The sequence below is a fragment of the Pseudomonas sp. TTU2014-080ASC genome, from assembly GCF_001446935.1.
In the GTDB taxonomy this organism is placed as follows: Bacteria; Pseudomonadota; Gammaproteobacteria; order Pseudomonadales; family Pseudomonadaceae; genus Aquipseudomonas.
The window spans coordinates 506,889-528,621 of sequence record NZ_LKKK01000011.1 but is presented as its reverse complement, the minus strand read 5'-3'; the positions used below and the strand labels follow the sequence as shown (position 1 = coordinate 528,621).

Sequence of the window (21,733 nt, the reverse complement as noted above, 5' to 3'; positions counted from 1 at the left end):
TACAGGCACCGTACAATGCCGACCATTTAAAATCTCTTGCAACCGACAGAACAGCCAATTATGCGTACCAGTCAGTTCCTGCTTTCCACCCTCAAAGAAACCCCTTCCGACGCCGTCGTAATCAGCCACCAGCTGCTGCTGCGTGCAGGCATGATCCGCAAACTGGCTTCCGGCCTCTATACCTGGCTGCCGATGGGCCTGAGAGTGCTGCGCAAAGCTGAGCGTATTGTGCGCGAGGAAATGAACGCAGCAGGCGCTCTGGAAGTGCTGATGCCGGCCATTCAGCCTGCTGAACTGTGGCAGGAGTCCGGTCGCTGGGAACAGTACGGCCCAGAGCTGCTGCGCCTGAAGGACCGTCACAACCGCGATTTCTGTGTCGGCCCTACCCATGAAGAAGTGATTACCGATCTGGCCCGCAACGAGCTGAACAGCTACAAGCAGCTGCCGATCAACATGTACCAGATCCAGACCAAATTCCGTGATGAAATCCGCCCTCGCTTCGGCCTGATGCGCGGCCGTGAATTCATCATGAAAGATGCCTACTCGTTCCATGCCGACCAGGCTTCCCTACAGGAAACCTACGATCGCATGCACCAGGCATACTGCAACGTATTCACTCGACTGGGCCTGAACTTCCGCCCGGTACAAGCTGACACCGGCTCCATTGGCGGAACCGGCTCTCACGAGTTCCACGTACTGGCTGAGTCCGGGGAAGACGATATTGCCTTCAGCGACACCTCCGATTACGCAGCGAACATTGAAAAAGCTGAAGCCATCCCGCGCGAAACCACGCGCGGCGCGGCAACCGAGGCCATGCGCCTGGTCGACACCCCGAACACCAAGACCATCGATGCGCTCGTTGAAGGCTTCTCGCTTGCCATTGAGAAAACCATCAAAACCCTGATCGTTCATGGCGCTGAGGAAGGCACACTGGTCGCCCTGATCGTTCGTGGCGACCATGAACTCAACGAAATCAAGGCTGCCAATCTGGAGCAAGTCGCCAGCCCACTGGTGTTTGCATCCGAAGAAGAAATCCGTGCAGCTATTGGTGCAGGCCCTGGCTCTCTGGGCCCGGTCAATTTGCCAATCCCCTGCATCGTGGATCGCTCTGTTGCACTGATGAGCGACTTTGCTTCCGGTGCCAACATCGACGACAAACACTACTTCGGCGTCAACTGGGAGCGTGACCTGCCACTTCCAACAGTCGCTGACCTCCGTAACGTAGTCGCTGGAGACCCAAGCCCGGATGGCAAGGGCACCTTGGTTATCAAGCGCGGCATCGAAGTGGGCCATATCTTCCAGCTGGGCACCAAATACAGTGAAGCGCTGAACTGCCAGGTTCTGGGCGAAAATGGCAAGCCAGTTACACTGGTGATGGGCTGCTACGGCATCGGCGTATCCCGCGTAGTGGCTGCTGCCATCGAGCAGAACTACGATGATCGGGGTATCCGCTGGACCGATGCACTGGCCCCCTTCCAGATTGCTTTGGTGCCGCTACGCTACGAAACCGATGTGGTCCGCGAAGCTACCGATAAGCTTTACGCGGAACTGACAGCAGCCGGTTACGAAGTTCTGCTGGATGACCGTGACAAAAAAACCAGTCCCGGCATCAAATTTGCGGATATGGAGCTGATCGGCATCCCCCATCGCGTCGTTGTCAGTGATCGCGGCCTTGCCGAAGGCAATCTTGAATACAAGAGCCGTAAGGAAACCGAGGTACAGAACGTGCCTGTGGCCGATATTCTCAGCTTCCTGAAAAATCGCATCGGTTGTTGATCAACCTCTACAGTCAGAGACGTCATGCATCAGCGAAACACCTTCATCCCTGCCATTGCCCTGTTGAGCAGCGCCGTGCTGCTCAACGGCTGCGCCAACCACTTGCCGCAACGCAGTGAACATGAAGAACGAATTGAACGGAATCTTATCGATCACAGCTTGCAGATCGATCTTGGCGAGCTTGAGGTTTTGGAACTGCCTCAACGACGTGTTCGGGTGCATGAACAAAAGACTTTTGAAGTCACCACCATCAACGTGACACGTCGCTATGACCGTTACACCCCCTACCAAGCGTGGCGCGAGCTGTATGAAATTCCGCTCGGAGCCCTCGCGGTAGTAGGCGGCATCGGCGCTAATGTTCTTGATGTAGTGACATTTGGCAGCGTCCCGGATAGCGCCACTAAAGACTGGATCAACTACGGCATTGCCGGGCTTAACCCGGCAATGAACGTGGAATCCAACGGCCGTTCCCAACAGAATCTAGCCAGCCTCGAAGAACAACGCCAGGAACCAACAACCGAGTACTCCAGCCTACCTTGGGCAGAGCGCCCGGTGATGGTCAAGGCAGCGGGAAAATCCCATGAACTGTTAACCGACCGCAACGGCATTCTGCGTTTGAATCTGTTGGACAGTCCGTTCGCAGAACTCAACGCAGCGCGGATCGACTCACTTCAGATTAGTGTTACGGATGACTTAGGCTCGGCTCATGCAGAAGCCACCCTCCCAGTCAGCCGCACCCTGCGCGGTAAGCTGAGGGAAGCCCACGACCTGATCTACAACGACCTTGAGGGTGACGATGTCGCTCAGTGGGTGCATCGGGTTAAACGCTTGTCGGAGCTAGGCTTGGAAGAAGAAGCCAATGAGCTGGAACAAAGCCTGATCGAGCTAACGCGCAACGATCCCGAACTGCAGAAAATTTTCCTTCTGGCCTTGAGCAGAACCACAGGTAAGCCTGTCATCGCTACTGAAGGTTTTTAATAGAAGGCCTGCTTCCGTGCAGGCCTAGCGGCGCACAATAAATCCAGCAATACCCTGAACAGGGTGTTCGGTCAGCTCCAGATCACTGACCACAGCCTTTTCAGGCCCAATCCTGAGCCAATCAGCCAGCGTCTCTACACCAGCCTCGATACCCTCGAACAGCACTTCAACTCGTCCGTCCGGCAAATTCCGCACCCAACCATCCAGATCAAGGCGTTCAGCCTCCTGAGCTGTGGACTGTCGAAAATACACACCCTGAACGCGCCCACTGACATACCCGTGCATACACACACGTCTCATTGCTCACTCCTCATCCATCAACTCAGAAAGACGTGTGCTTAAACCTGCTGCGGTCTGTTCGCCTACCAGGCGGTCACGAATCTGCCCGTCAGCGTCAACGATATAGGTCACTGGCAGCACTTCCGCACGTGGCAACTTGAAGCGCTCGGCCGGATCATTGGCCAGCACGCGAAAGGCGACGCCCATTTCAGCGCTGGCCTCTTCGAGTTTCGCCCCATGCAGACCGTCAAAGTTAACGCCCAGCACTGCAAACTGACGGCCTTCACTCTGCTGATCCAGGCTGTTGAGCTCAGGAATTTCAGTGCGACAAGGCGCACACCACTGCGCCCAGTAATTGATCACCAACCACTTACCATCAAGCTCTTTAGCCGGAATGCTCCGACCGTGCTGGTCCAGACCATAGTCCTGTGAACAACCCACCAGCACCAGACCTAAAAACAGTCCAGCAAGCAGCCGCCCGACCTTCTTTATCTCTGCACGCATATCACCACTCTTTAACGCAATATCGACCGCCCGGCCCTTACATACCAAACATAGCACCAGCGCTCTGGCCTATGCCCCCTGCGGTGGAACAAGTCAAATTCGGCCTTAACTAAATACCTGCTCGTCATGGATAGTCGGGGCCGAAGCCCCCCACCTCACAGCGCGGTTAACAACTTAGGGAAGGAAACCTCCTATCATGCCCAGCTCCAACCTTCAGCATCTTTGCACTGACTCACCTTCACTGGTCCGATCCGCTCATATCCAGCACATTCCGAAACAAGGCAATGCCGCAGACTTCAATATTGCAGCTTGGCTGCACCTGCCAGCCATGGGTCAACAGCCCCGGGGTAACCTGAGAGCAACCAAGCTAAAGACGTTATCACTATGATCCTGAAACCTGCTTGCTATCAGTGGATTGCGCAGGCTGGAACCAAACCGCAAGATCTTGCCCGAACAACGCAGCCTGCTGCTCACTTAGGTCGAGCATCGCCTGTCGCAAGCGAGGAAACCAGGGTTCATCCAGCTGCTCAGGCAGCATCGCCTGATTCGGTAGCGGCCAAGGACTGTTGTTAATCAGCTCTTGCATGCTGTACTCATTCAGATCGCGGCTTAACACCCATGAGTCAGATCCAACAGCGACAACAAGATGATGACGCTCCAGAAAGCCAAGTATTTCAACCCAATCTTGCTCTGCCATCACCCAACCTTGGCGCTGAATATCTCGCAGACGCACCTTTAACCCTGCCTTCTGCCGCTCATGGAAGACCCGTAAAACCCCTAACGTGATGAGCAGACGCGGCATATCGCGTCGGCGCCACTGCCGGCTCATCCCAAGATTACAGACCAGCTCAGCCCCAAACAGTACGATCAGCCAAGAGACGTAAATCCACAGCAAGAACAACGGAACTGTCGCAAAAGCGCCATAAATAAGCTGATAACCGGGGAACAAACGCACGTACAAACCAAACAGCATCTTCGCTACTTCGAACAGCACTGCCGCAATAAACCCGCCGACAAACGCGTGCTTAACCGGTACCCGTGTGTTCGGCACAGTGGCGTACAAAAGGGTAAATGCAGCCACACTGAACAGCAGCGGCATAAATTTCAGCAAGGCTTTAGCGCCCGGCAGTGCTTCCGGGCCGGAAAGCAGCTGCAATGAAGTGATGTAAGTGCTGACGGCAAAACCACCACCCAGCAGCAGTGGCCCCAGGCTCAGAATGGCCCAATACAGCAAAAAACTAGACACGCCACGCCGGGACTTGCGTATCCGCCAGATGGTGTTGAAGGTCTTCTCAATGGTCACCAACATCCAGAATGCCGTAGCCGCCAGAATTGCCACACCCAGCCAGGTCATTTGCCGCGCTTGGATCGTAAAGTCACGCAAATACTGCTGCAGCGTCTCCCCGGCAGAAGGTACGAAGTTACGGAAAATAAAGCCTTGAATTTCTTCCCCGGTATTCTGGAAAGCCGGGATGGCAGAGAGCATTGAGAACGCCACAGTCATCATCGGCACAACGGCAAACAGCGTGGTGTAAGTAAGAGCAGCCGCATTCGTGGGGCATTGATCCGCCAAAAAACGTCGAATCACCTGCCCCCAGAACTCAAACTGATTGCCAATGCGTTGCTTCATGCCCTCTCCTTAGCCATTTGCACACCTTCCCCCGTCAAGGCACAGGCGTAAATGTCATAAGCGGTTAGAATAGCCGCCAACACTGGTAACAGGCGACCCGTACATGACTGATCTGACCCTCTATCACAACCCTCGCTGCTCAAAATCGCGCGCAGCGCTGCAAATCCTTGAAGAGCGCGGCCTGACCCCGAGCATTGTGCGCTACCTAGAGACACCCCTCAGTGTCAGCGAACTGCACAGCCTGATCAAAAAACTGGGCATCAGTCCACGCCAACTACTGCGCACCGGCGAGGATGCATACAGCGAGCTGGGTCTGAGTGATCAGACACTGACTGATCAACAGATACTTGAGGCTATGGCCAGCCATCCGAAGCTGATAGAACGGCCGATTCTGGTCGCAGGCGAACGCGCAGTGGTAGGCCGCCCACCTGAAAAAGTGCTGGAGATTCTGCCATGAGCGCGCCCTATATTCTGGTGCTGTATTACAGCCGCCACGGCGCTACCGCCGAGATGGCACGCCATATTGCTCGCGGTATTGAGATGACCGGCCTGGAGGCGCGCCTACGCACCGTGCCTGGAGTTTCCACCGAGTGCGAAGCAGTTGCTCCTGACCTGCCCACCGAAGGTGCGCTGTACGCCACGCTGGATGACCTGAAAAACTGCGCCGGACTGGCACTCGGCAGCCCCACTCGTTTCGGCAATATGGCTGCCGCGATGAAATACTTCCTTGATGGCACCAGCAGCCTGTGGCTGACTGGAGCGCTAGTGGGTAAACCTGCCGGTGTTTTCACCTCAACCTCGAGCCTGCACGGCGGCCAGGAAAGCACGCTGCTGTCGATGATGCTGCCGCTGTTGCACCACGGCATGCTGATCACCGGCCTACCCTATAGCGAAGGTGCCCTGCTCGAAACCCAGGGTGGCGGTACCCCGTACGGCCCAAGCCACTTCGCCGGAGCGGATAACAAACGGCCAGTCGATGAGCATGAAATTGCCCTGTGTCGCGCACTGGGCCAGCGCCTTGCTCAAACTGCTCAAAAACTGGAGTCAATCCGTGGCTAGAACTGCAAAACCGCTGCCAGCACTAGAGTGGCTGCAACCGCGCCTGCGCCTCAGCCGTGCCGCCACCCTGATCAGTTTCTTTGCACTGGCCGCTCTGCTGCTAGTGTGGGAGCTGTACTTTGCCAACCTCCCGGAGCGCTTGCTTTGGGTGATTATCGGGGTTCAATTGGTACCATTGGCAATCCTCGCCCCCGGTCTAATACTCGGTAACGCCCGCGCCCACGCCTGGACCTGCTTCGTGGTCAACATTTACTTTATTCAAGGTGTGCTGGCCTCATTCGACCCGAGCAAAGCAATCTACGGCTGGCTGTTGACTGCGCTGAGTTTCAGCCTGTTCTGTGCAGCCCTGATGTACACGCGCTGGCGCTTCCAATATGAACGCAAGCTTGCAGGCGAAAGCTGATTAACTTTGGCATGCGTCCGGCATATGTCGGCGCTGCCGATGAGGTGAACGCCTGATCAGTTGAGAAGGATCAGGCTTTACCAGCCGAGGGTTTCTTTGAGGAAGGGAATCGTTAATTTACGCTGCGCTTGAAGTGAGGCCTGATCCAAACATTCAAGCAGGTCAAACAGCGAGCTCATACTGCGCTCACCGCGGGTCAGAATAAACCGCCCTACCTCATCACTGAGCTGCAGACCTCGACGCGAAGCCCTTAACTGTAAGGCTCGGAGCTTGTCCTCATCAGACAATTGCTGAAGCTGAAAAACCAGCGCCAAAGTTAACCGTGACTTGAGATCCGGCAGCTTGATCGGCAGTTCCCGGGGCGGCGCATTGGCGGACAACAGCAGTCGGCGACCGGAATCCCGCAATCGGTTGAATAGATGGAACAGCGCCTCTTCCCAAACCTTATCACCCGCGACTGCGTCCAGATCATCCAGACACACCAACTCGAACTGCTCAAGATTATCCAGCAAAGCCGTGCCGTACTGAGCCACCAACCCCAAAGGCAGGTAAACAGCCGGCTCACCGAACTGATCGAAACGCAGGCAGGCCGCCTGCAGCAAGTGGCTACGCCCGACTCCGCTGGCACCCCACAGATAGATCAGACTTTCAGTCCAGCCTGCATCAGCCTCACACAGACGCTCAACGTAGCCGAGCGCGGCAGCATTGGCTCCGGGATAAAAATTGGCAAATGTAGCGTCGTCGCGCAGACGAACGCCGAGGGGCAACTGAGTAGGTATCATACTGATCGGGCAGTTCCAGAACCGCTGGCTCACCGTTAGGTTTGCGGAAGTTTATCGGGTTCTGAGTGCTAAGTCATTGATGGATAAAGCTGTCTGTATCCCATGCGGGATATTTTGCATAGGACCGCATGTCGCCAAACCACACAACTGGTGCCCTGCCCGGCTACCAAAATGGCGCTATATCCGGGCAGTGCACAAGCCATAGACTAGGGCTGCGGCTCGTCTGAAGTGCCGACGTAGGCATCTGTCTGCTTGTAGAAATCGTGCAGGTGCCGCAGCAGCACCATGATCACGGCCGCCACCGGCAACGCCAGCAGGATGCCAGTAAACCCGAACAACTGACCGCCTGCCATAATCGCAAAGATCACAGCTACCGGGTGCAAGCCAATTCGGTCACCCACCAGTAAAGGCGTCAGCAGCATTCCTTCAAGCATCTGCCCCACGACAAAGACAGCGACAATGCCCAGCAGCGGATATAAATCCACACCGAATTGGAACAGCCCTGCCGCCAAGGCGGCCGCTACGCCGACAAACACTCCCAGGTAAGGCACAATACTGGCCAGTCCTGCGAGCATGCCGATTAACAAGCCCAACTCGAGGCCGATCAGCATCAATCCGGTTGCGTACATCACTCCCAGAGCCAGCATCACCAGCAGTTGCCCGCGCAGGAACGCACCAAGCACTTCATGGCACTCGCCGAACAGTTCGACGACCCGATCCTCCCGCTCACGGGGCAATAGGCTGCGTAGCTTGCTCAGCATCAAATCCCAATCGCGCATCAGGTAGAAGCTCACTACCGGGATCAGCAACATATTCGCCAGCCAGCCCATAAACGCCAGGCTGGAAGCAGTCGCGGTGCTCACCAACATGCCGACAATATCGGTGGTTTTATCCAGCTGACCAGTGAAGGCTGTCTTCAGCTTGTCAAAACGCCAAAAGCCATCGCTCAAACCCAGCTTCACTTGAATCCAGGGCAGAGCCTGATGCTGTGCCCAATCCAGCATTTGCGGAGCCAATTCATAGAGGCGCACCATCTGCCGCCCCAACATCGGCACCAGAACCAACAGCAAAATGGCCAGAATCAAGGTGATCAACGCAAAGACGGCAATAACCCCCCACGTGCGTGACAAACCCCAGCGCTCCAGCCGATCCACCACCGGATCGCCCAGATAAGCCAGCAAAATTCCGATAAGGAACGGAGCCAGAATTGGAGAAAGCAGATACAGAACCCCTCCCAATAAGGCTGCGGCAATGATCCAAACCCAACGCTGTGTATCCACCATCCTGTCACTCCCTCGCAGATCGTGATTTAACTCTTCCCGATATGAAAACCGCAGCCCATAGGCTGCGGCTTCAGTGGCCCGAAACACCTGCCGGGATATTTACCAGCGGAACTTGAGCACGTTGCCTACAGCAGGTGCTGCCGGGGTCTGCCCCCCCTCAAGTGCCGGTGCCTGGCTGGCATCAACCGCGTCAGCCGTCACCTCATGCAAATGGCCCAAGGCCAGCTGCGAGCGCAACTGATCGGCATTGGCATTGAGCGCAAACACCAGCTTATCGCCTTGTACCAGGTGCAATACCGCAGCATACGGTTCCAAAATGCGCTGCAGCTCTGCATAACGGACCAAATCAGCCCCCTCAACCTCCAGAGTCAGACTGCTCGCCGCGCCCGCCGTCGTCAGGTACTGCGAGGCCAGGTGCTGACTGACCTGTTTGAGCACCGCATCGGCTACTGCAGCCTGATCAGCTCCAGTTACAGTGCCCTTCTCGTGCTTATCGCCCTGCCACAAGCGCCACTGAGCCTGCCACTCACCACCGTTATCACGGGCCAATACAGCCAACAGTGCATCAGCCGAGTAACGTTCAGACGCGCCTCGCAATGCGCTGGCGTCATCATTGCCGATGTTCTCTTCAGTACCGACCAACTGCTCAGAAAGATCGGCCAACGGGAGGCGCAACGGCAAACCCCGGTTCTGCGCAGCCTGAGCCAGAGGCTCCGCTGCAATCTGGGCATCACCAACCAAGCTGCTGCCTTCTGCATTGGCATTCAACCACCAGGTCATGACAACCGGGCGGTTAGCGCCCCACAGACTCAGACCTGCCTGACGCAAGGCACGATCAGTGCTGGCCGGATCAAAGTCGACGGTCAGCTTGTCTTCTTCAAAGCCAAACTGGCTGACAATCTGCTGCGGATCTTTACGCAGTTCGGCCAGCGCAGAATTTTTAGCTGCGTCGTCCTTACCCGTAAGGCGCAGCACCAATGTATCCAGCGCGCGCGTCAATGCGGCAGCACGGTCTTCTGCCTGCTGACTGGCCACCGGCTCGCGGACTTTATACAAATCGCTGACCGGGGCAGCTACAGCAGGCAAGCCAGACAACATCAGACAAGCAACAAGCAGGCGGTCGGTAAAACCCATGGATATATTCTCGATAGACGGGAAATCGGTGCATGAAGCAGGCGCGATCAATCGCCAATACCCCAAGCAAAGCTAGTTCATTAATAGCAGCACAGTATGAATTACTGCCAGTTAGACGCCGGACAACTTATTTTATCCGTCCGAAGCATCGTCACCCTGCCAATTTGCGCATAAACACTACCTTAAACAGCAGCCTTGCTAGCCGCAACCTGTCACGTGGGTGGCCGGTCCATGGCAAGCCTGATAAAATCGCGCGCCTTCGCAAACCTGCGGCATGTTGCAGGTTTTCTTCCGAATTCCCTTAAAGGCCTGGATCTATGAGCAAGCAACCCTCCATCAGCTACAAGGACGCAGGTGTAGATATCGACGCAGGCGAGGCCCTGGTCGAACGCATCAAAGGTGTCGCCAAGCGCACCGCACGCCCTGAAGTCATGGGGGGCCTGGGCGGCTTTGGCGCACTGTGCGAAATCCCGGCTGGCTACAAGCAACCCGTACTGGTTTCAGGCACCGACGGCGTAGGCACCAAACTGCGTCTGGCGCTGAACCTGAACAAGCACGACAGCATCGGCCAGGATCTGGTCGCCATGTGCGTGAACGACTTGGTTGTTTGCGGTGCAGAGCCACTGTTCTTCCTCGACTACTACGCCACTGGCAAGCTCAATGTTGATGTCGCTGCCACCGTCGTGACCGGCATTGGTGCAGGCTGTGAGTTGGCTGGCTGCTCGCTGGTAGGCGGTGAAACGGCTGAAATGCCAGGCATGTATGAGGGTGAAGATTACGACCTGGCTGGTTTCTGCGTCGGCGTTGTAGAGAAAGCCGAAATCATCGACGGCTCTAAAGTAGCAACTGGCGACGCACTGATCGCCCTGCCATCTTCCGGCCCGCACTCCAACGGCTACTCGCTGATCCGCAAGATTCTCGAAGTTGCCGGAACCGACATCGAAAACACCCAGATTGACGGCAAGCCGCTGGCCGACCTGCTGATGGCGCCGACCCGTATCTACGTAAAACCACTGCTGAAGCTGATCAAAGATACCGGCGCAGTTAAAGCCATGGCTCACATCACTGGTGGCGGCCTGCTGGACAATATCCCGCGCGTACTGCCAGAAGGCGCCCAGGCTGTTATCGACGTAGCAAGTTGGACCCGCCCTGCCGTGTTCGACTGGCTGCAGGAAAAAGGCAACGTAGATGAGCACGAAATGCACCGCGTTCTGAACTGCGGCGTAGGCATGGTTATCTGTGTGGCTCAAGACCAGGTTGAAGTTGCCCTGCAAACTCTGCGCGCAGCTGGCGAGCAGCCTTGGGTGATCGGCCAGATCAATCAGGCTGCAGAAGGTGCCGCTCAGGTCGTCCTGAATAACCTGAAACAGCACTGATGCCACAGCCATGCAACATGGTGGTGCTGATCTCCGGCTCCGGCAGTAATCTGCAGGCGCTGCTGGATGGCATCAAGGCCGGGGAAATCCCAGCCCGTATCAGCGCGGTGCTCTGCAACCGCGCTGATGCCTACGGCCTGCAACGCGCCCGCGAGGCCGGAATTCCGACCCACGTGTTTGACCACAAGCAGTACGACGGCCGTGAGGACTTCGATGCCGCGCTGATACAAGCTATTGATCCATACCAGCCTCAGCTGGTTGTCCTTGCCGGATTCATGCGTATCCTGACGCCGGGCTTTGTCCGCCATTACACGGGCCGCTTGCTCAATATCCACCCTTCTCTGCTCCCCAAGCACAAAGGCCTGCACACCCACCAACTGGCGCTGGATGCCGGTGACAGTGAACACGGCTGCAGCGTGCACTTTGTCAGCGAGGAACTGGATGGAGGGCCACTGGTCGTACAAGCTGTAGTCCCCGTACTTGCCAGCGATACAGCAAGCACACTGGCAGCCAGGGTTCAGCAGCAGGAACACCGCATTTACCCACTGGCTGTTCGTTGGTTCGCTGAAGGCCGCTTGCGCTTGACTGAGCAAGGGGCGATGCTGGACAAGCAACTGCTACCGGAGACTGGCTATCTGATTCGTGACAAGGCATTTCAAGCCCAAGCCCCGTCATAACTGACTCAGGCAGAATTCGCGAATCGTTTGTTGCAACGGCCAGCCTGCATACCGCTCTTATCAGGAGAAAACATGAGTCGCGTTTTACTGCTCGCCTTAGCCCTGTTCAGCCTGCCGGCAATGGCCTTAGAGCTAAAGCCGTTTTCCGCAAGCTACACCGCAGACTGGAAACAACTGCCTGTTAGTGGCAGCGCCGAACGCAGCCTTGAAGCCTTGGCCGACGGCCAATGGAAACTCACCTTTACCGCCTCCATGCTAGTGGCCGGCCTGACTGAAGAAAGCATTCTGCGCACGTCAGGCAACTCATTTCTGCCTCAGCGTTATGCCTACGAACGTAACGGGCTGGGCAAAGGCAAGAAAATTGATCTGACCTTTGACTGGACCGCGAAGCAAGTAACCGGCACTGATCGTGGCGATGCAGTCAAACTCCCACTGGTCCGTGGACTCTTGGATAAATCCACTTATCAACTGGCCCTACAAGAAGATGTAGCTGCTGGCACCAAAACCATGAGCTATCAGGTCGTGGATGGGGATGAAGTGGAAACCTACGATTTCCGTGTGTTAGGCGAAGAAGTTGTTCGCACCAAAGCAGGCCTGGTTGACGCCATCAAGGTTGAGCGTGTGCGCGACCCTACGCAGAGCAGCCGCAAAACTATCCTGTGGTTCGCCAAGGATTGGGACTACCTGCTGGTTCGTCTGCACCAAGTAGAAAAGGACGGCAAAGAATACCAAATCATGCTTAAAGACGGCGTAGTGGATGGCAAGACGGTTGAAGGCCGTAAGGACTAACCGTTCCAACGCATAAAAAACCGGGCAAATGCCCGGTTTTTATGCTGATACGTCAGTAAAAGCTGGCCAGAGCCTGCCTTTAGCCTTACCACATCAGATCATCTGGCACCTGATAGGCTGCGTATGGATCATCTTCATCGGGCGCTTGACTCTGAGTATTGAGCAAGACAATGCGCTGAGCATCACGCTCCTGAATCTTCAATGCCGCATCACGCGGGATGATTTCGTAACCGCCGCCGTGGCGCACAATGGCGAGCGAACCGCTACTGAGCTTGTCACGCATCAACGTATTAACGGAGATGCGCTTAACCTTCTTGTCGTCGACAAAGTTGTAGTAGTCCTCAGTGGTCAGCTTGGGCAGGCGAGAAGACTCGATCAGCTGTTTGATCTGGGCAGCGAGCGCCTTCTTGGCTTGTTTTTCCTGCTGCTGACGGTTGAGTTCCTGGTCCCGCTCAGCTTTTTCTGCCATCGCTTGCTGAGCCGCCAGCTTCTGCGAGTCATCTTTTTCAATCTGACCCTTTTGCTCCAGACGCTGCTGCTTCTGTTGTTGCTTAGCGGCCTGCTTGGCCTGCTTCTCGTTTACCAGACCCGCTTTTAGCAGCTGATCGCGTAATGACATGCTCATTTTTGTGAAAGTCCACTCATCTAGCGTGTCTTTAGGACACGTTAAAACCTTGCAGCCAATTAATAGTGGCCGCGAGTCTACTCCTACGCCGACAGTAGTCGCAATCTGAGGCCGGTGAGCCGTAACAGAGTAGACACATTACAAAATAAGAAGATCCAGCCACTTAACAGACGCGCCCAAACATTGTGAGCGCTCGCATAGCAAAGCCCTCTGAATATAGAACGCGGCCACGTGGGAATTATTAACCTGACGCATTAGCACCTGATAAAAATCAGCTACTGGCTTGGCAAGCCTGTTCGCCGCTTCAAACGCGCCAATCCCCAAAACACAAATACCTGCGCAGCGTGCTGGCGAGAGGGCTGGCTATACCGCTGCATCGTTGACTGCTTACTAACGAAGAGCTTTAGCCGTCTCCCTACGATAAGCGCAGTGACAGCTAACGCACTCGGGTGGTTTATTGACTCAGCACTTGGCGGCGTCGGACGCTTCGCTTTTCTTAGCTTCGCCCCACAGCGCATCAAGCTGCTCCAGCGAGCATTGCTCCGCTTTAAGCCCCTGATCGCGCAAGGCCTGTTCGATAAACCGGAAACGTCGCTCGAACTTGGCGTTAGCGGCGCGCAGCGCCGACTCCGGATCGACCTTAAGATGCCTGGCAAGGTTGGTGACTACGAACAACAAATCACCGATTTCTTCCGTGATAGCCTGAGGATCATTCTCACTCATGGCCTCCAACACTTCGTCGAGTTCTTCGCGTACCTTGTCGACCACCGGCAAGGCTTCAGGCCAGTCGAAACCGACCTGAGCCGTGCGCTTTTGCAATTTGACCGCTCGACTCAGCGCAGGCAGCGCCGCAGGCACGTCATCCAACAGAGACAACTGCTCCGGGGCAGAAGCCTTCTCGGCGCGCTCTTCAGCCTTAATTTCCTCCCAGCGCTGCTTGATCTCAGCCTCGCTGAGCTTGGGAGCATCCAGAGCGCCGTACAGATCACCATCCAGGAACACATGGGGATGACGGCGCACTAGTTTACGGGTGATGCCATCAACAACTTGCGCAAACTCGAAGCGCCCTTCTTCCTGCGCCAGCTGGCTGTAATAGACCACCTGAAAGAGTAAATCCCCCAACTCACCCGGTAAGTGATCATAGTCTCCGCGCTCAATGGCATCGGCCACTTCATAGGCCTCTTCCAGCGTGTACGGCACAATTGACGCGTAGTTTTGCTTCAAATCCCACGGACAGCCATGCTGCGGGTCGCGCAGCCGGGCCATCAGGTGAAGCAGGTCTTGCAGTTGGTACATGACGAGCGTGTCCGATCAGGGCCGAGTACGGCGGACTTCGATGATGTTCGGCAATTGCGAAATACGCCCTAACAGGCGTCCCAGCGCATCCAGCCCCGGAATCTCGACAGTGATCGACATGGACGCAGTGTTGTCATCCTTGTTGGAGCTGGTATTGACCGCCAGCACGTTGATCTTCTCGTTGAGCAGCACCTGCGAAACATCACGCAGCAGACCTGAACGGTCGTAGGCACGAATGCTGATGTCCACCGGGTAGGTTTGCACCGGCACTGGCCCCCAGCTAACTTGAATGATCCGCTCAGGCTCTCGGGCTGACAGCTGCAAGGCTGAGGCACAATCCTGACGGTGGATGCTCACTCCGCGCCCCAAAGTGATGTAACCGACAATCGGGTCTCCCGGCAGCGGCTGGCAGCAACCTGCAATTTGCGTCAGCAGGTTGCCGACACCCTGAATCTGGATGTCGCCACGCTTGCCCGGACGATAACCTTGGGCCTTGCGCGGGATCAGTTCCAACTGCTCGGTACTGCGCTCAGGCTCGACTAGTTGCTGGGCCAGATTGATGACATGAGCCTGACGAACATCGCCTGCCCCCAGTGCCGCAAATAGATCTTCTGCGGTCTTGAGGTTGGCCTTCTCGGCCAGCTTGTCATAGTCGACACTGTTCAGCGCCAAGCGAGTCAGCTCACGCTCAAGCAGCGTACGACCGGCCATCACGTTCAGGTCGCGATCCTGTAGCTTGAACCAGTGAATGATCTTGGCCCGCGCACGACTGGTAGTGACATAGCCCAAGTTAGGGTTCAGCCAGTCCCGGCTGGGTGCCCCCTGCTTGCTGGTGATGATCTCAACCTGCTCACCGGTCTGCAGGCTGTAGTTGAGCGGCACGATACGCCCATTGATCTTCGCGCCCCGACAGTTATGACCGATCTCGGTGTGCACACGGTAGGCGAAATCCAGTGGGGTCGCACCTTTGGGCAAGTCGATAGCGTGACCATCTGGGGTGAATACATAAACCCGATCCGGCTCGATATCCACCCGCAACTGCTCGGCCAAACCGCCGATATCGCCAAGCTCTTCGTGCCACTCAAGCACCTGGCGCAACCAGGAGATCTTCTCTTCGTAATGGTTGGAGCCGGATTTGACGTCGGTCCCCTTGTAACGCCAATGCGCACACACACCGAGTTCGGCCTCTTCGTGCATGGCCTGGGTGCGGATCTGCACCTCCAGCACCTTACCTTCCGGGCCCAGTACGGCGGTATGCAGGGAGCGATAGCCGTTCTCTTTAGGGTTGGCGATGTAATCGTCAAATTCTTTGGGGATGTGCCGCCACAGAGTGTGCACGATACCCAGCGCGGTGTAACAGTCACGCACATGGGGTACCAGCACGCGCACAGCGCGCACATCGTAGATCTGGCTGAATTGCAGGCCTTTGCGCTGCATCTTCCGCCAGATGGAGTAAATGTGTTTGGCCCGGCCACTGATATCCGCCTTGATACCGGTAGCCTCAAGTTCTGCACGCAGCTGGCTCATGACCTCGTTGATGTAGTGCTCGCGGTCGAGGCGGCGCTCATGCAACAGAGTTGCGATCTGCTTGTATTGTTCAGGCTCAAGGTAACGGAACGAAAGGTCTTCCAGCTCCCACTTGATGTGACCAATGCCCAGGCGGTGGGCCAATGGCGCATAAATATCAAACACCTCACGGGCAACGCGCTGACGCTTCTCGTCATCGGCTTCCTTGACGGCACGGATAGCGCAGGTACGCTCGGCCAGCTTGATCAAGGCGACGCGCACGTCATCCACCATCGCCACCAGCATCTTGCGCAGGTTTTCCACCTGTGCCTGAGAGCCCAGCACCAGCGAGTCGCGCGGATTAAGCGAAGCGCTAATGGCCGCCATGCGCAATACGCCCTCAATCAACTTAGCCACAACCGGGCCGAAGCGCTGCTGGACATTCTGCAGGGTAACTTTGCCCTCGCGCACACAGCGGTAGATGACCGCCGCAACGAGGGTGTCCTGATCAAGTTTGAGGTCTGCCAGAATCTCGGCAATTTCCAGACCTACGCGGAAGCTGGATGAGCCTTCAGTCCAGAGGTTTTGCGCGGCGTTGGCCTGTTGCTCGGCCTCACGGGCAAACTCGCAAGCCTCCCGCAAACCAGCACGATCCAGGGAAGGATCGACACTCAGCACATGGTCGAGCCATGCCTCAAGGTTAATGCTGCCGTCAGCATTGATCGGCTGATGAGCTCTGACCTGAACCATGTAAAACCTTTCCTTTAATCATTCAGCCCCAGCTCGCTTCATGCTTACCGATAGGCTTCAGCCTTCTTCGAGGCCGTTCAATAACACATCAAGGTACGTACGTTGTGTTTCATACCGCCCGAAATACAACGTGCGCCCAATACCCCTACATCGCCTCAGAAGGCGTTGCCCTTACTGCCTGACAAACAGCGCCATGGCTTCAACATGAGCAGTCTGCGGAAACATATCCAGGATACCAGCCCGCTCCAGTCGGTACCCCTGCGCCCTCAGCTCAGCACTGTCGCGCGCCAGAGTTGCAGGATTACACGACACATAAAGCACCCGCTGAGCGCCCAGAGAACCTATTTGCTGCACCACCTGCAACGCCCCATCTCGGGGCGGATCAAGCAGTACAGCATCAAAACCGCCTTTTGCCCAATCTGCTTTATCAAGCGGGTTCGACAAATCCGCCTGATAAAAGTGCGCATTGTTCAGGCCGTTGGTCTTGGCATTTTGTGCCGCCCGCTGAACCATCGCATCCACACCTTCCACAGCCACAAGCTCGCGCACACGCTGCGCCAGCGGCAAAGCAAAGTTGCCCAGGCCACAGAACAGATCCAGCAGCCGCTCGTGAGCCTGAGGAGCCAGCCAGTCCAGCGCCTGCGCGATCATCAGATCATTCACCGGCTGATTGACCTGGACAAAGTCCCCCGGCCGATAAGCCAGCGCAAGGTTGTATTGCTCCAGCCGGTAATTCAACTGCTGATCTGCGACATAAGGTTGCGGCTCGTCTTTGCCCTGTAGCCACAGCTGCGCTTTCTGCTGCAGACAAAATCCGTGCAGGTGCTCAAGGTCAGCCTCAGACAAGGTAGCGGTATGACGAACCAGTACAGCAGTGCTATCGCCACTGAACAACTCAACATGACCAATCGCCTGCGGCTTTTCCAGCCCCCTCAGCACGTCAGGCAACGCCTGCAAAATCGGCTGCAAAGGCTGTACCAGCACCGGGCACTGATCAATGTCGATGATGTCTTGACTGGCTGCAGCACGGAACCCTACAGCCAAATGCCTGGCCGCGTTGTCCCAGCGCACAGCAATACGCGCTCGGCGGCGATACCCGAGTTCAGGGCCTGCGAGTGGAGCAGCCCATTGCATAGGCTGAATATCAGCCAGACGCGTCAGCTGCTCAGCCAGCATGCTCTGTTTAAGGGCAACCTGATCAACATGAGGCATATGCTGCAGACTGCAACCGCCACACACACGCGCATGGACACAAGCCTCTGCACGGCGCTGCTCACTCGCAGTGAGCACTCGCTCAGTCCGCGCTTCGACAATTTTGCCGCGAGCTGAAAGCACACGGGCCTCAACCTGCTCCCCCGTCAATGCACCGCTGACGAACCAGGTACGGCCTTCATTGAAACCAATACCGCGTCCGTCATTAGCCTGACGTTCAATCTGCAATTTGAGTTTCTTACCCACCGGCACCTGCGGAGCCTTGCTGCCACCGCTGGGCTGGAAGCGTAAACCACTGTTCTTTCTGGCCATCAGTTTTCCGGCACATCGTAAATGCCGCTGGACAGGTAGCGATCGCCACGGTCGCAGATGATAGCCACCATAATCGCGTTTTCCACTTCTTGGGACAGACGCAGCATCGCCGCTACCGCACCGCCAGAAGACACGCCGCAGAACACACCTTCTTCGCGGGCCAGACGACGCATTACATGCTCGGCTTCCTGTTGGCTCATATCGACGACACGATCAACACGCTCAGCCTGATAAATCTTCGGCAGATACTCCTGCGGCCAGCGCCGTATGCCCGGAATAGCTGAACCTTCCATCGGTTGCAGGCCAATGATCTGCACATCCGGGTTTTGTTCTTTCAGGTAGCGCGACACGCCCATGATGGTGCCGGTGGTACCCATTGAGCTGACAAAATGAGTAATACGTCCGCCGGTCTGTTGCCAAATTTCCGGGCCGGTGCTGCGGTAGTGGGCTTCCGGGTTGTCGCCATTGGCGAACTGATCAAGCACTTTGCCCTTGCCATCTGCCTGCATCTGCAGGGCCAGATCGCGGGCCTCTTCCATACCTTCCACCAGAATCAGCTCTGCACCATAGGCTGTCATGGCGGCCTTGCGCTCTGCGGTGGAGTTGTCCGGCATGATCAGCACCATCTTATAACCCTTGATGGCCGCTGCCATGGCCAAGGCAATACCGGTATTGCCGCTGGTGGCTTCGATCAGTACATCGCCTGGCTTGATATCACCGCGCAACTCAGCACGGTTGATCATCGACAGAGCCGGACGGTCCTTCACCGAGCCAGCCGGATTATTGCCTTCCAGCTTCAGCAGCAAGGTGTTGCTGGTGTTACCAGGCAGGCGTTGCAAACGAACCAGTGGGGTGTTGCCGATGCAATCGGCGATGGTAGGGAACTCGAAGCTCATGGCAAACAAGAAATCCAGAATCGGGGTAAGTCGCGCATGATACCGACAAACCCGATTCAGCCATATCAGATATAGAAAGCCGCTTAGAACAGCAAGCTATAAGCAAATTCCAATATTCCCAGTATTGCTCCAACCAACCCCAAGCTGACCAGAAACCGCGGAAAGTAAGGCAGTCCTAGCACCAGAATGAATCCGGCTAGGGATACCAGACCAAATACACCGACACTGCCCATTGCCCAGCCCCAGTGCTGCGCGCACAGCCACAGACTCAGCGGCAGCGCCAACCAACCGTATATACGCAACAGCCGATGCCAGTGGTCGGCCCAAGGCTTGCCCCAAACCGCCACCTGATGACGTTTGATGCCCTGACACAAACCAACCATTGAGGAATAAGCCAGCGCAGACGCGCCCAGAATGCTCAACATGCCAGCTCCTCCTTCGCAGCTCGCTGTTTACGAGCATCACTGACGTACTCGCCAGCCTGCCCCGTGCGCCACGCTGCGACTAGCGTCAGAACACCAATCAGCATTGTGCAAAGTTCTAAATAGAGACTACTGCCCTGACCGAACAGCGAGACGCCGCCCAGAAGGTTCGCCAGCGGCAGCGCTAGCATCAACGCCCCGCCGATCCACAGCTGCTCACGCCAGGCCTTCATCCACGGGCGCAAACTTGCGTGGACAAAGCTCAGCCCCCACAAAGCGAAGAACACATTGACTTCGGCATTTGGCCGCGCGGCAAGCTCAACCGGCAACAGACGGTTAGCCCAAAGCAAGCCGACAGATGCGATCATCAGACCGGCCACGATGGCAATGTTGACCCGCTCGATGAACTCGTAACCAAAGCGAACGCCACGGCTTTCTTTGGCGTAACGGCGACGACGTTTAACCGTAAACAGGATCAAGCCACCGGCCATCATCGCGGTACTGATTAAACCGCAGATGAAGTACACCCAACGCATCGGATAACCACCAAACTGTGCGAAGTGCAGCCCTGCCATGACGCGTTGCACCCAGCTTGCACCGGTGGACTCAGGCACCGGGCGCACCACCTCGCCCGTTAACGCATTGAGGCTCATGCTACGGCCTTTGGTGAGTTCAATGATGTTGCCCATCACCGGACGCGCCTCAAATACGGCGTCACCATTGGCACTACGCTTGAGGTTGAAGCCTGAAAGCTCGCCCATATCAGCTTCTGCACGGGCAATCAGGCCCATAAAGTCGATTTCGTCGGTGCGATCAACCAGAGGCACACGCGGTGCTTGCGGACGCTCACCACGCGGGCCACGTTCGTCCATACCTTCACCGCGTGGAGCACGCTCCTGACCACGCTGGGCAAGCTCGCCGCGAGGCGCATCAGGACGAGCCTCATTGCGCACGGCCGCACGCTCACCATCCGCCTGACCGCCAGGAGCACCACGCTCACCTCCGCGACCTGCCTCCTGCTGCGGGCGTTCACCGCCCTCTCCTCGCATTGCGGCCTGATACGCCTGACGATCCCCGTTGAACAAAGCGTCCATCGGTGCCGGCATATAAATAAGGAAGAAGATCACCAGCCCGGTGTAGGTAATCATGATGTGGAACGGCAGCAACAGCACGCCGCTGGCGTTGTGAAAATCCAACCAGGAGCGCTGCCCCTTGTTCGGGCGGAAGGTGAAAAACTCTTTAAAGAACTTCTTGTGGATCACTATGCCGCTGACAATCGCCGCCAGCATCGCCATGGCCATAAAGCCAACGACCCAGACGCCGATGTTGCGCGGGAAATGCAAGGTGTAATGGAAGCGGAAGAAGAAGTTACCACCGGCAGTCTCACGCGGTTTGATCACCTCGCCTGTGGCCGGATCAAGCGTGGTCATGGCATTACCGCGACCGCCACCACCGCCCTGCTGCTCCCCCGCAGATACTGCCAGTCGCGGCGAGCGTTCGCTGGGCAAAGCAACCTGCCAAGCACTCTCATCGGCATGATTGCTGCGCAAGTGGTTAATTGCAGTAGTGACTGCCTGCTCGCGATCAACCGTTTGAGCCGGCACTTCCGGCTGCATCCAGACGTTGATCTCTTTATCGAACATCGCCAGCGTACCGGTCAGGAAAATGGCCACCAGCGCCCAGCCCATAATCAGGCCAGCCCAAGTGTGCAGCCACGACAGCGATTGGGTGATGTTGTGCTTCATGCCAGCCGCTCCATCAGTTGCGGCCAGAAACCGATCAGCGCAAATGGCACCGACAGCAAAACGCCCATAGCAATTCGACTCACCCGAGCCTCAACAAAGCTCCAGATGATGAAGCCCAGATACACCACAAAACTCAGCAACGCAGAAATCACGACCGCCTCCGTCGGCTTAACCGGCAGAACCCGTGCAAGAGTCGCACTGGCCGTATAGGTAAACAGGTAGCCGCCCAACACTGCCAACAGGCAGCGGGCAATCAATACCTGAGTTGATGAGCTTACTCGCGCCATACACCTCAACCT

Annotated in this window: 22 protein-coding genes; 8 read left to right on the top strand and 14 right to left on the bottom strand. The window is 56.5% G+C overall.

Features of this window, described 5'->3' with window-relative positions; genetic code table 11:
• Nucleotides 1–60: 60 nt before the first annotated feature.
• Together AO726_RS12865 and AO726_RS12860 are read left to right on the top strand one after the other, a co-directional pair.
• Entirely contained in the window at nucleotides 61–1,776 is a 1,716-nt protein-coding gene (locus AO726_RS12865; protein WP_058068467.1) for a proline--tRNA ligase, read from the top strand.
• Nucleotides 1,777–1,800: 24 nt separating this feature from the next.
• Nucleotides 1,801–2,754, top strand: coding sequence for a hypothetical protein (locus AO726_RS12860; RefSeq protein WP_058068466.1), 954 nt, complete (start codon nucleotides 1,801–1,803; stop codon nucleotides 2,752–2,754).
• A 24-nt stretch (nucleotides 2,755–2,778) separates the two neighbouring features.
• On the opposite strand, the gene AO726_RS12855 is transcribed toward AO726_RS12860, so the two are convergent.
• The 3 genes from AO726_RS12855 to AO726_RS12845 form a co-directional block, all read right to left on the bottom strand.
• On the bottom strand, nucleotides 2,779–3,054 hold the full coding sequence (locus AO726_RS12855) for an acylphosphatase (RefSeq protein ID WP_058068465.1): 276 nt from the start codon (nucleotides 3,052–3,054) through the stop codon (nucleotides 2,779–2,781).
• A 3-nt stretch (nucleotides 3,055–3,057) separates the two neighbouring features.
• Nucleotides 3,058–3,537, bottom strand: a complete 480-nt coding sequence (locus tag AO726_RS12850; RefSeq protein WP_058068464.1) for a TlpA disulfide reductase family protein — start codon at nucleotides 3,535–3,537, stop codon at nucleotides 3,058–3,060.
• Nucleotides 3,538–3,919: 382 nt separating this feature from the next.
• The gene (locus tag AO726_RS12845) at nucleotides 3,920–5,167 is read right to left on the bottom strand and encodes a virulence factor BrkB family protein (protein WP_058068463.1); all 1,248 of its coding nucleotides are present in this window, start codon (nucleotides 5,165–5,167) and stop codon (nucleotides 3,920–3,922) included.
• A 103-nt stretch (nucleotides 5,168–5,270) separates the two neighbouring features.
• Here AO726_RS12845 and arsC point away from each other — a divergent pair, with 103 nt between their 5' ends.
• Genes arsC through AO726_RS12830 form a run of 3 tightly spaced genes read left to right on the top strand, consistent with a single transcriptional unit; the run spans nucleotide 5,271 to nucleotide 6,629 of the window.
• Nucleotides 5,271–5,624 (top strand): arsenate reductase (glutaredoxin), encoded by a 354-nt coding sequence (gene arsC / locus AO726_RS12840; RefSeq protein WP_058068462.1) that lies wholly within the window; start codon nucleotides 5,271–5,273, stop codon nucleotides 5,622–5,624.
• Nucleotides 5,621–6,226: an NAD(P)H:quinone oxidoreductase gene (gene wrbA / locus AO726_RS12835; RefSeq protein WP_058068461.1), complete on the top strand. Its 606-nt coding sequence runs from the start codon at nucleotides 5,621–5,623 to the stop codon at nucleotides 6,224–6,226. Before arsC ends, wrbA begins: the two co-directional genes overlap by 4 nt.
• Nucleotides 6,219–6,629, top strand: a complete 411-nt coding sequence (locus AO726_RS12830; protein ID WP_058068460.1) for a DUF2069 domain-containing protein — start codon at nucleotides 6,219–6,221, stop codon at nucleotides 6,627–6,629. Before wrbA ends, AO726_RS12830 begins: the two co-directional genes overlap by 8 nt.
• Nucleotides 6,630–6,706: 77 nt before the next feature.
• Here the strand turns inward: AO726_RS12830 and hda are convergent, their stop codons facing one another.
• The 3 genes from hda to AO726_RS12815 all read right to left on the bottom strand — a co-directional run bounded on the left by hda (nucleotide 6,707) and on the right by AO726_RS12815 (nucleotide 9,828).
• Nucleotides 6,707–7,411, bottom strand: a complete 705-nt coding sequence (gene hda, locus AO726_RS12825) for a DnaA regulatory inactivator Hda (RefSeq protein ID WP_058068459.1) — start codon at nucleotides 7,409–7,411, stop codon at nucleotides 6,707–6,709.
• 206 nt (nucleotides 7,412–7,617) lie between these two features.
• Nucleotides 7,618–8,694, bottom strand: coding sequence for an AI-2E family transporter (locus AO726_RS12820; RefSeq protein ID WP_058068458.1), 1,077 nt, complete (start codon nucleotides 8,692–8,694; stop codon nucleotides 7,618–7,620).
• Between the two features lie 99 nt (nucleotides 8,695–8,793).
• Nucleotides 8,794–9,828, bottom strand: a complete 1,035-nt coding sequence (locus AO726_RS12815) for a DUF2066 domain-containing protein (protein WP_058068457.1) — start codon at nucleotides 9,826–9,828, stop codon at nucleotides 8,794–8,796.
• 317 nt (nucleotides 9,829–10,145) lie between these two features.
• On the opposite strand from AO726_RS12815, the gene purM reads away from it, so the two are divergent.
• The 3 genes from purM (at nucleotide 10,146) to AO726_RS12800 (ending at nucleotide 12,670) form a co-directional block, all read left to right on the top strand.
• Nucleotides 10,146–11,204 (top strand): phosphoribosylformylglycinamidine cyclo-ligase, encoded by a 1,059-nt coding sequence (gene purM / locus AO726_RS12810; protein ID WP_058068456.1) that lies wholly within the window; start codon nucleotides 10,146–10,148, stop codon nucleotides 11,202–11,204.
• Nucleotides 11,204–11,881, top strand: a complete 678-nt coding sequence (gene purN, locus AO726_RS12805; protein WP_058068455.1) for a phosphoribosylglycinamide formyltransferase — start codon at nucleotides 11,204–11,206, stop codon at nucleotides 11,879–11,881. The genes purM and purN overlap by 1 nt, the downstream gene beginning before the upstream one ends.
• Nucleotides 11,882–11,953: 72 nt before the next feature.
• Nucleotides 11,954–12,670, top strand: a complete 717-nt coding sequence (locus AO726_RS12800; RefSeq protein WP_058068454.1) for a DUF3108 domain-containing protein — start codon at nucleotides 11,954–11,956, stop codon at nucleotides 12,668–12,670.
• Between the two features lie 85 nt (nucleotides 12,671–12,755).
• On the opposite strand, the gene AO726_RS12795 is transcribed toward AO726_RS12800, so the two are convergent.
• The 8 genes from AO726_RS12795 to AO726_RS12760 all read right to left on the bottom strand — a co-directional run bounded on the left by AO726_RS12795 (nucleotide 12,756) and on the right by AO726_RS12760 (nucleotide 21,721).
• Nucleotides 12,756–13,295 (bottom strand): DUF2058 domain-containing protein, encoded by a 540-nt coding sequence (locus AO726_RS12795; RefSeq protein WP_058068453.1) that lies wholly within the window; start codon nucleotides 13,293–13,295, stop codon nucleotides 12,756–12,758.
• A gap of 462 nt (nucleotides 13,296–13,757) precedes the next feature.
• Nucleotides 13,758–14,591 carry a nucleoside triphosphate pyrophosphohydrolase gene (gene mazG, locus AO726_RS12790; RefSeq protein WP_058068452.1) on the bottom strand — a complete coding sequence of 278 codons (834 nt, stop codon included), beginning with the start codon at nucleotides 14,589–14,591 and terminating at the stop codon, nucleotides 13,758–13,760.
• A 15-nt stretch (nucleotides 14,592–14,606) separates the two neighbouring features.
• The gene (gene relA, locus AO726_RS12785) at nucleotides 14,607–16,847 is read right to left on the bottom strand and encodes a GTP diphosphokinase (protein WP_058068451.1); all 2,241 of its coding nucleotides are present in this window, start codon (nucleotides 16,845–16,847) and stop codon (nucleotides 14,607–14,609) included.
• A 171-nt stretch (nucleotides 16,848–17,018) separates the two neighbouring features.
• Nucleotides 17,019–18,371 (bottom strand): 23S rRNA (uracil(1939)-C(5))-methyltransferase RlmD, encoded by a 1,353-nt coding sequence (gene rlmD / locus AO726_RS12780; RefSeq protein WP_058068450.1) that lies wholly within the window; start codon nucleotides 18,369–18,371, stop codon nucleotides 17,019–17,021.
• Nucleotides 18,371–19,267: a cysteine synthase CysM gene (cysM, locus tag AO726_RS12775; protein WP_058068449.1), complete on the bottom strand. Its 897-nt coding sequence runs from the start codon at nucleotides 19,265–19,267 to the stop codon at nucleotides 18,371–18,373. Before cysM ends, rlmD begins: the two co-directional genes overlap by 1 nt.
• Nucleotides 19,268–19,350: 83 nt before the next feature.
• Complete coding sequence (locus AO726_RS12770; RefSeq protein ID WP_058068448.1) at nucleotides 19,351–19,692, bottom strand: DUF3325 domain-containing protein; 342 nt, start codon at nucleotides 19,690–19,692, stop codon at nucleotides 19,351–19,353.
• The gene (locus AO726_RS12765; RefSeq protein WP_058068447.1) at nucleotides 19,686–21,434 is read right to left on the bottom strand and encodes a PepSY-associated TM helix domain-containing protein; all 1,749 of its coding nucleotides are present in this window, start codon (nucleotides 21,432–21,434) and stop codon (nucleotides 19,686–19,688) included. Before AO726_RS12765 ends, AO726_RS12770 begins: the two co-directional genes overlap by 7 nt.
• Nucleotides 21,431–21,721: a hypothetical protein gene (locus AO726_RS12760; protein WP_058068446.1), complete on the bottom strand. Its 291-nt coding sequence runs from the start codon at nucleotides 21,719–21,721 to the stop codon at nucleotides 21,431–21,433. The genes AO726_RS12765 and AO726_RS12760 overlap by 4 nt, the downstream gene beginning before the upstream one ends.
• Nucleotides 21,722–21,733 lie beyond the last annotated feature (12 nt).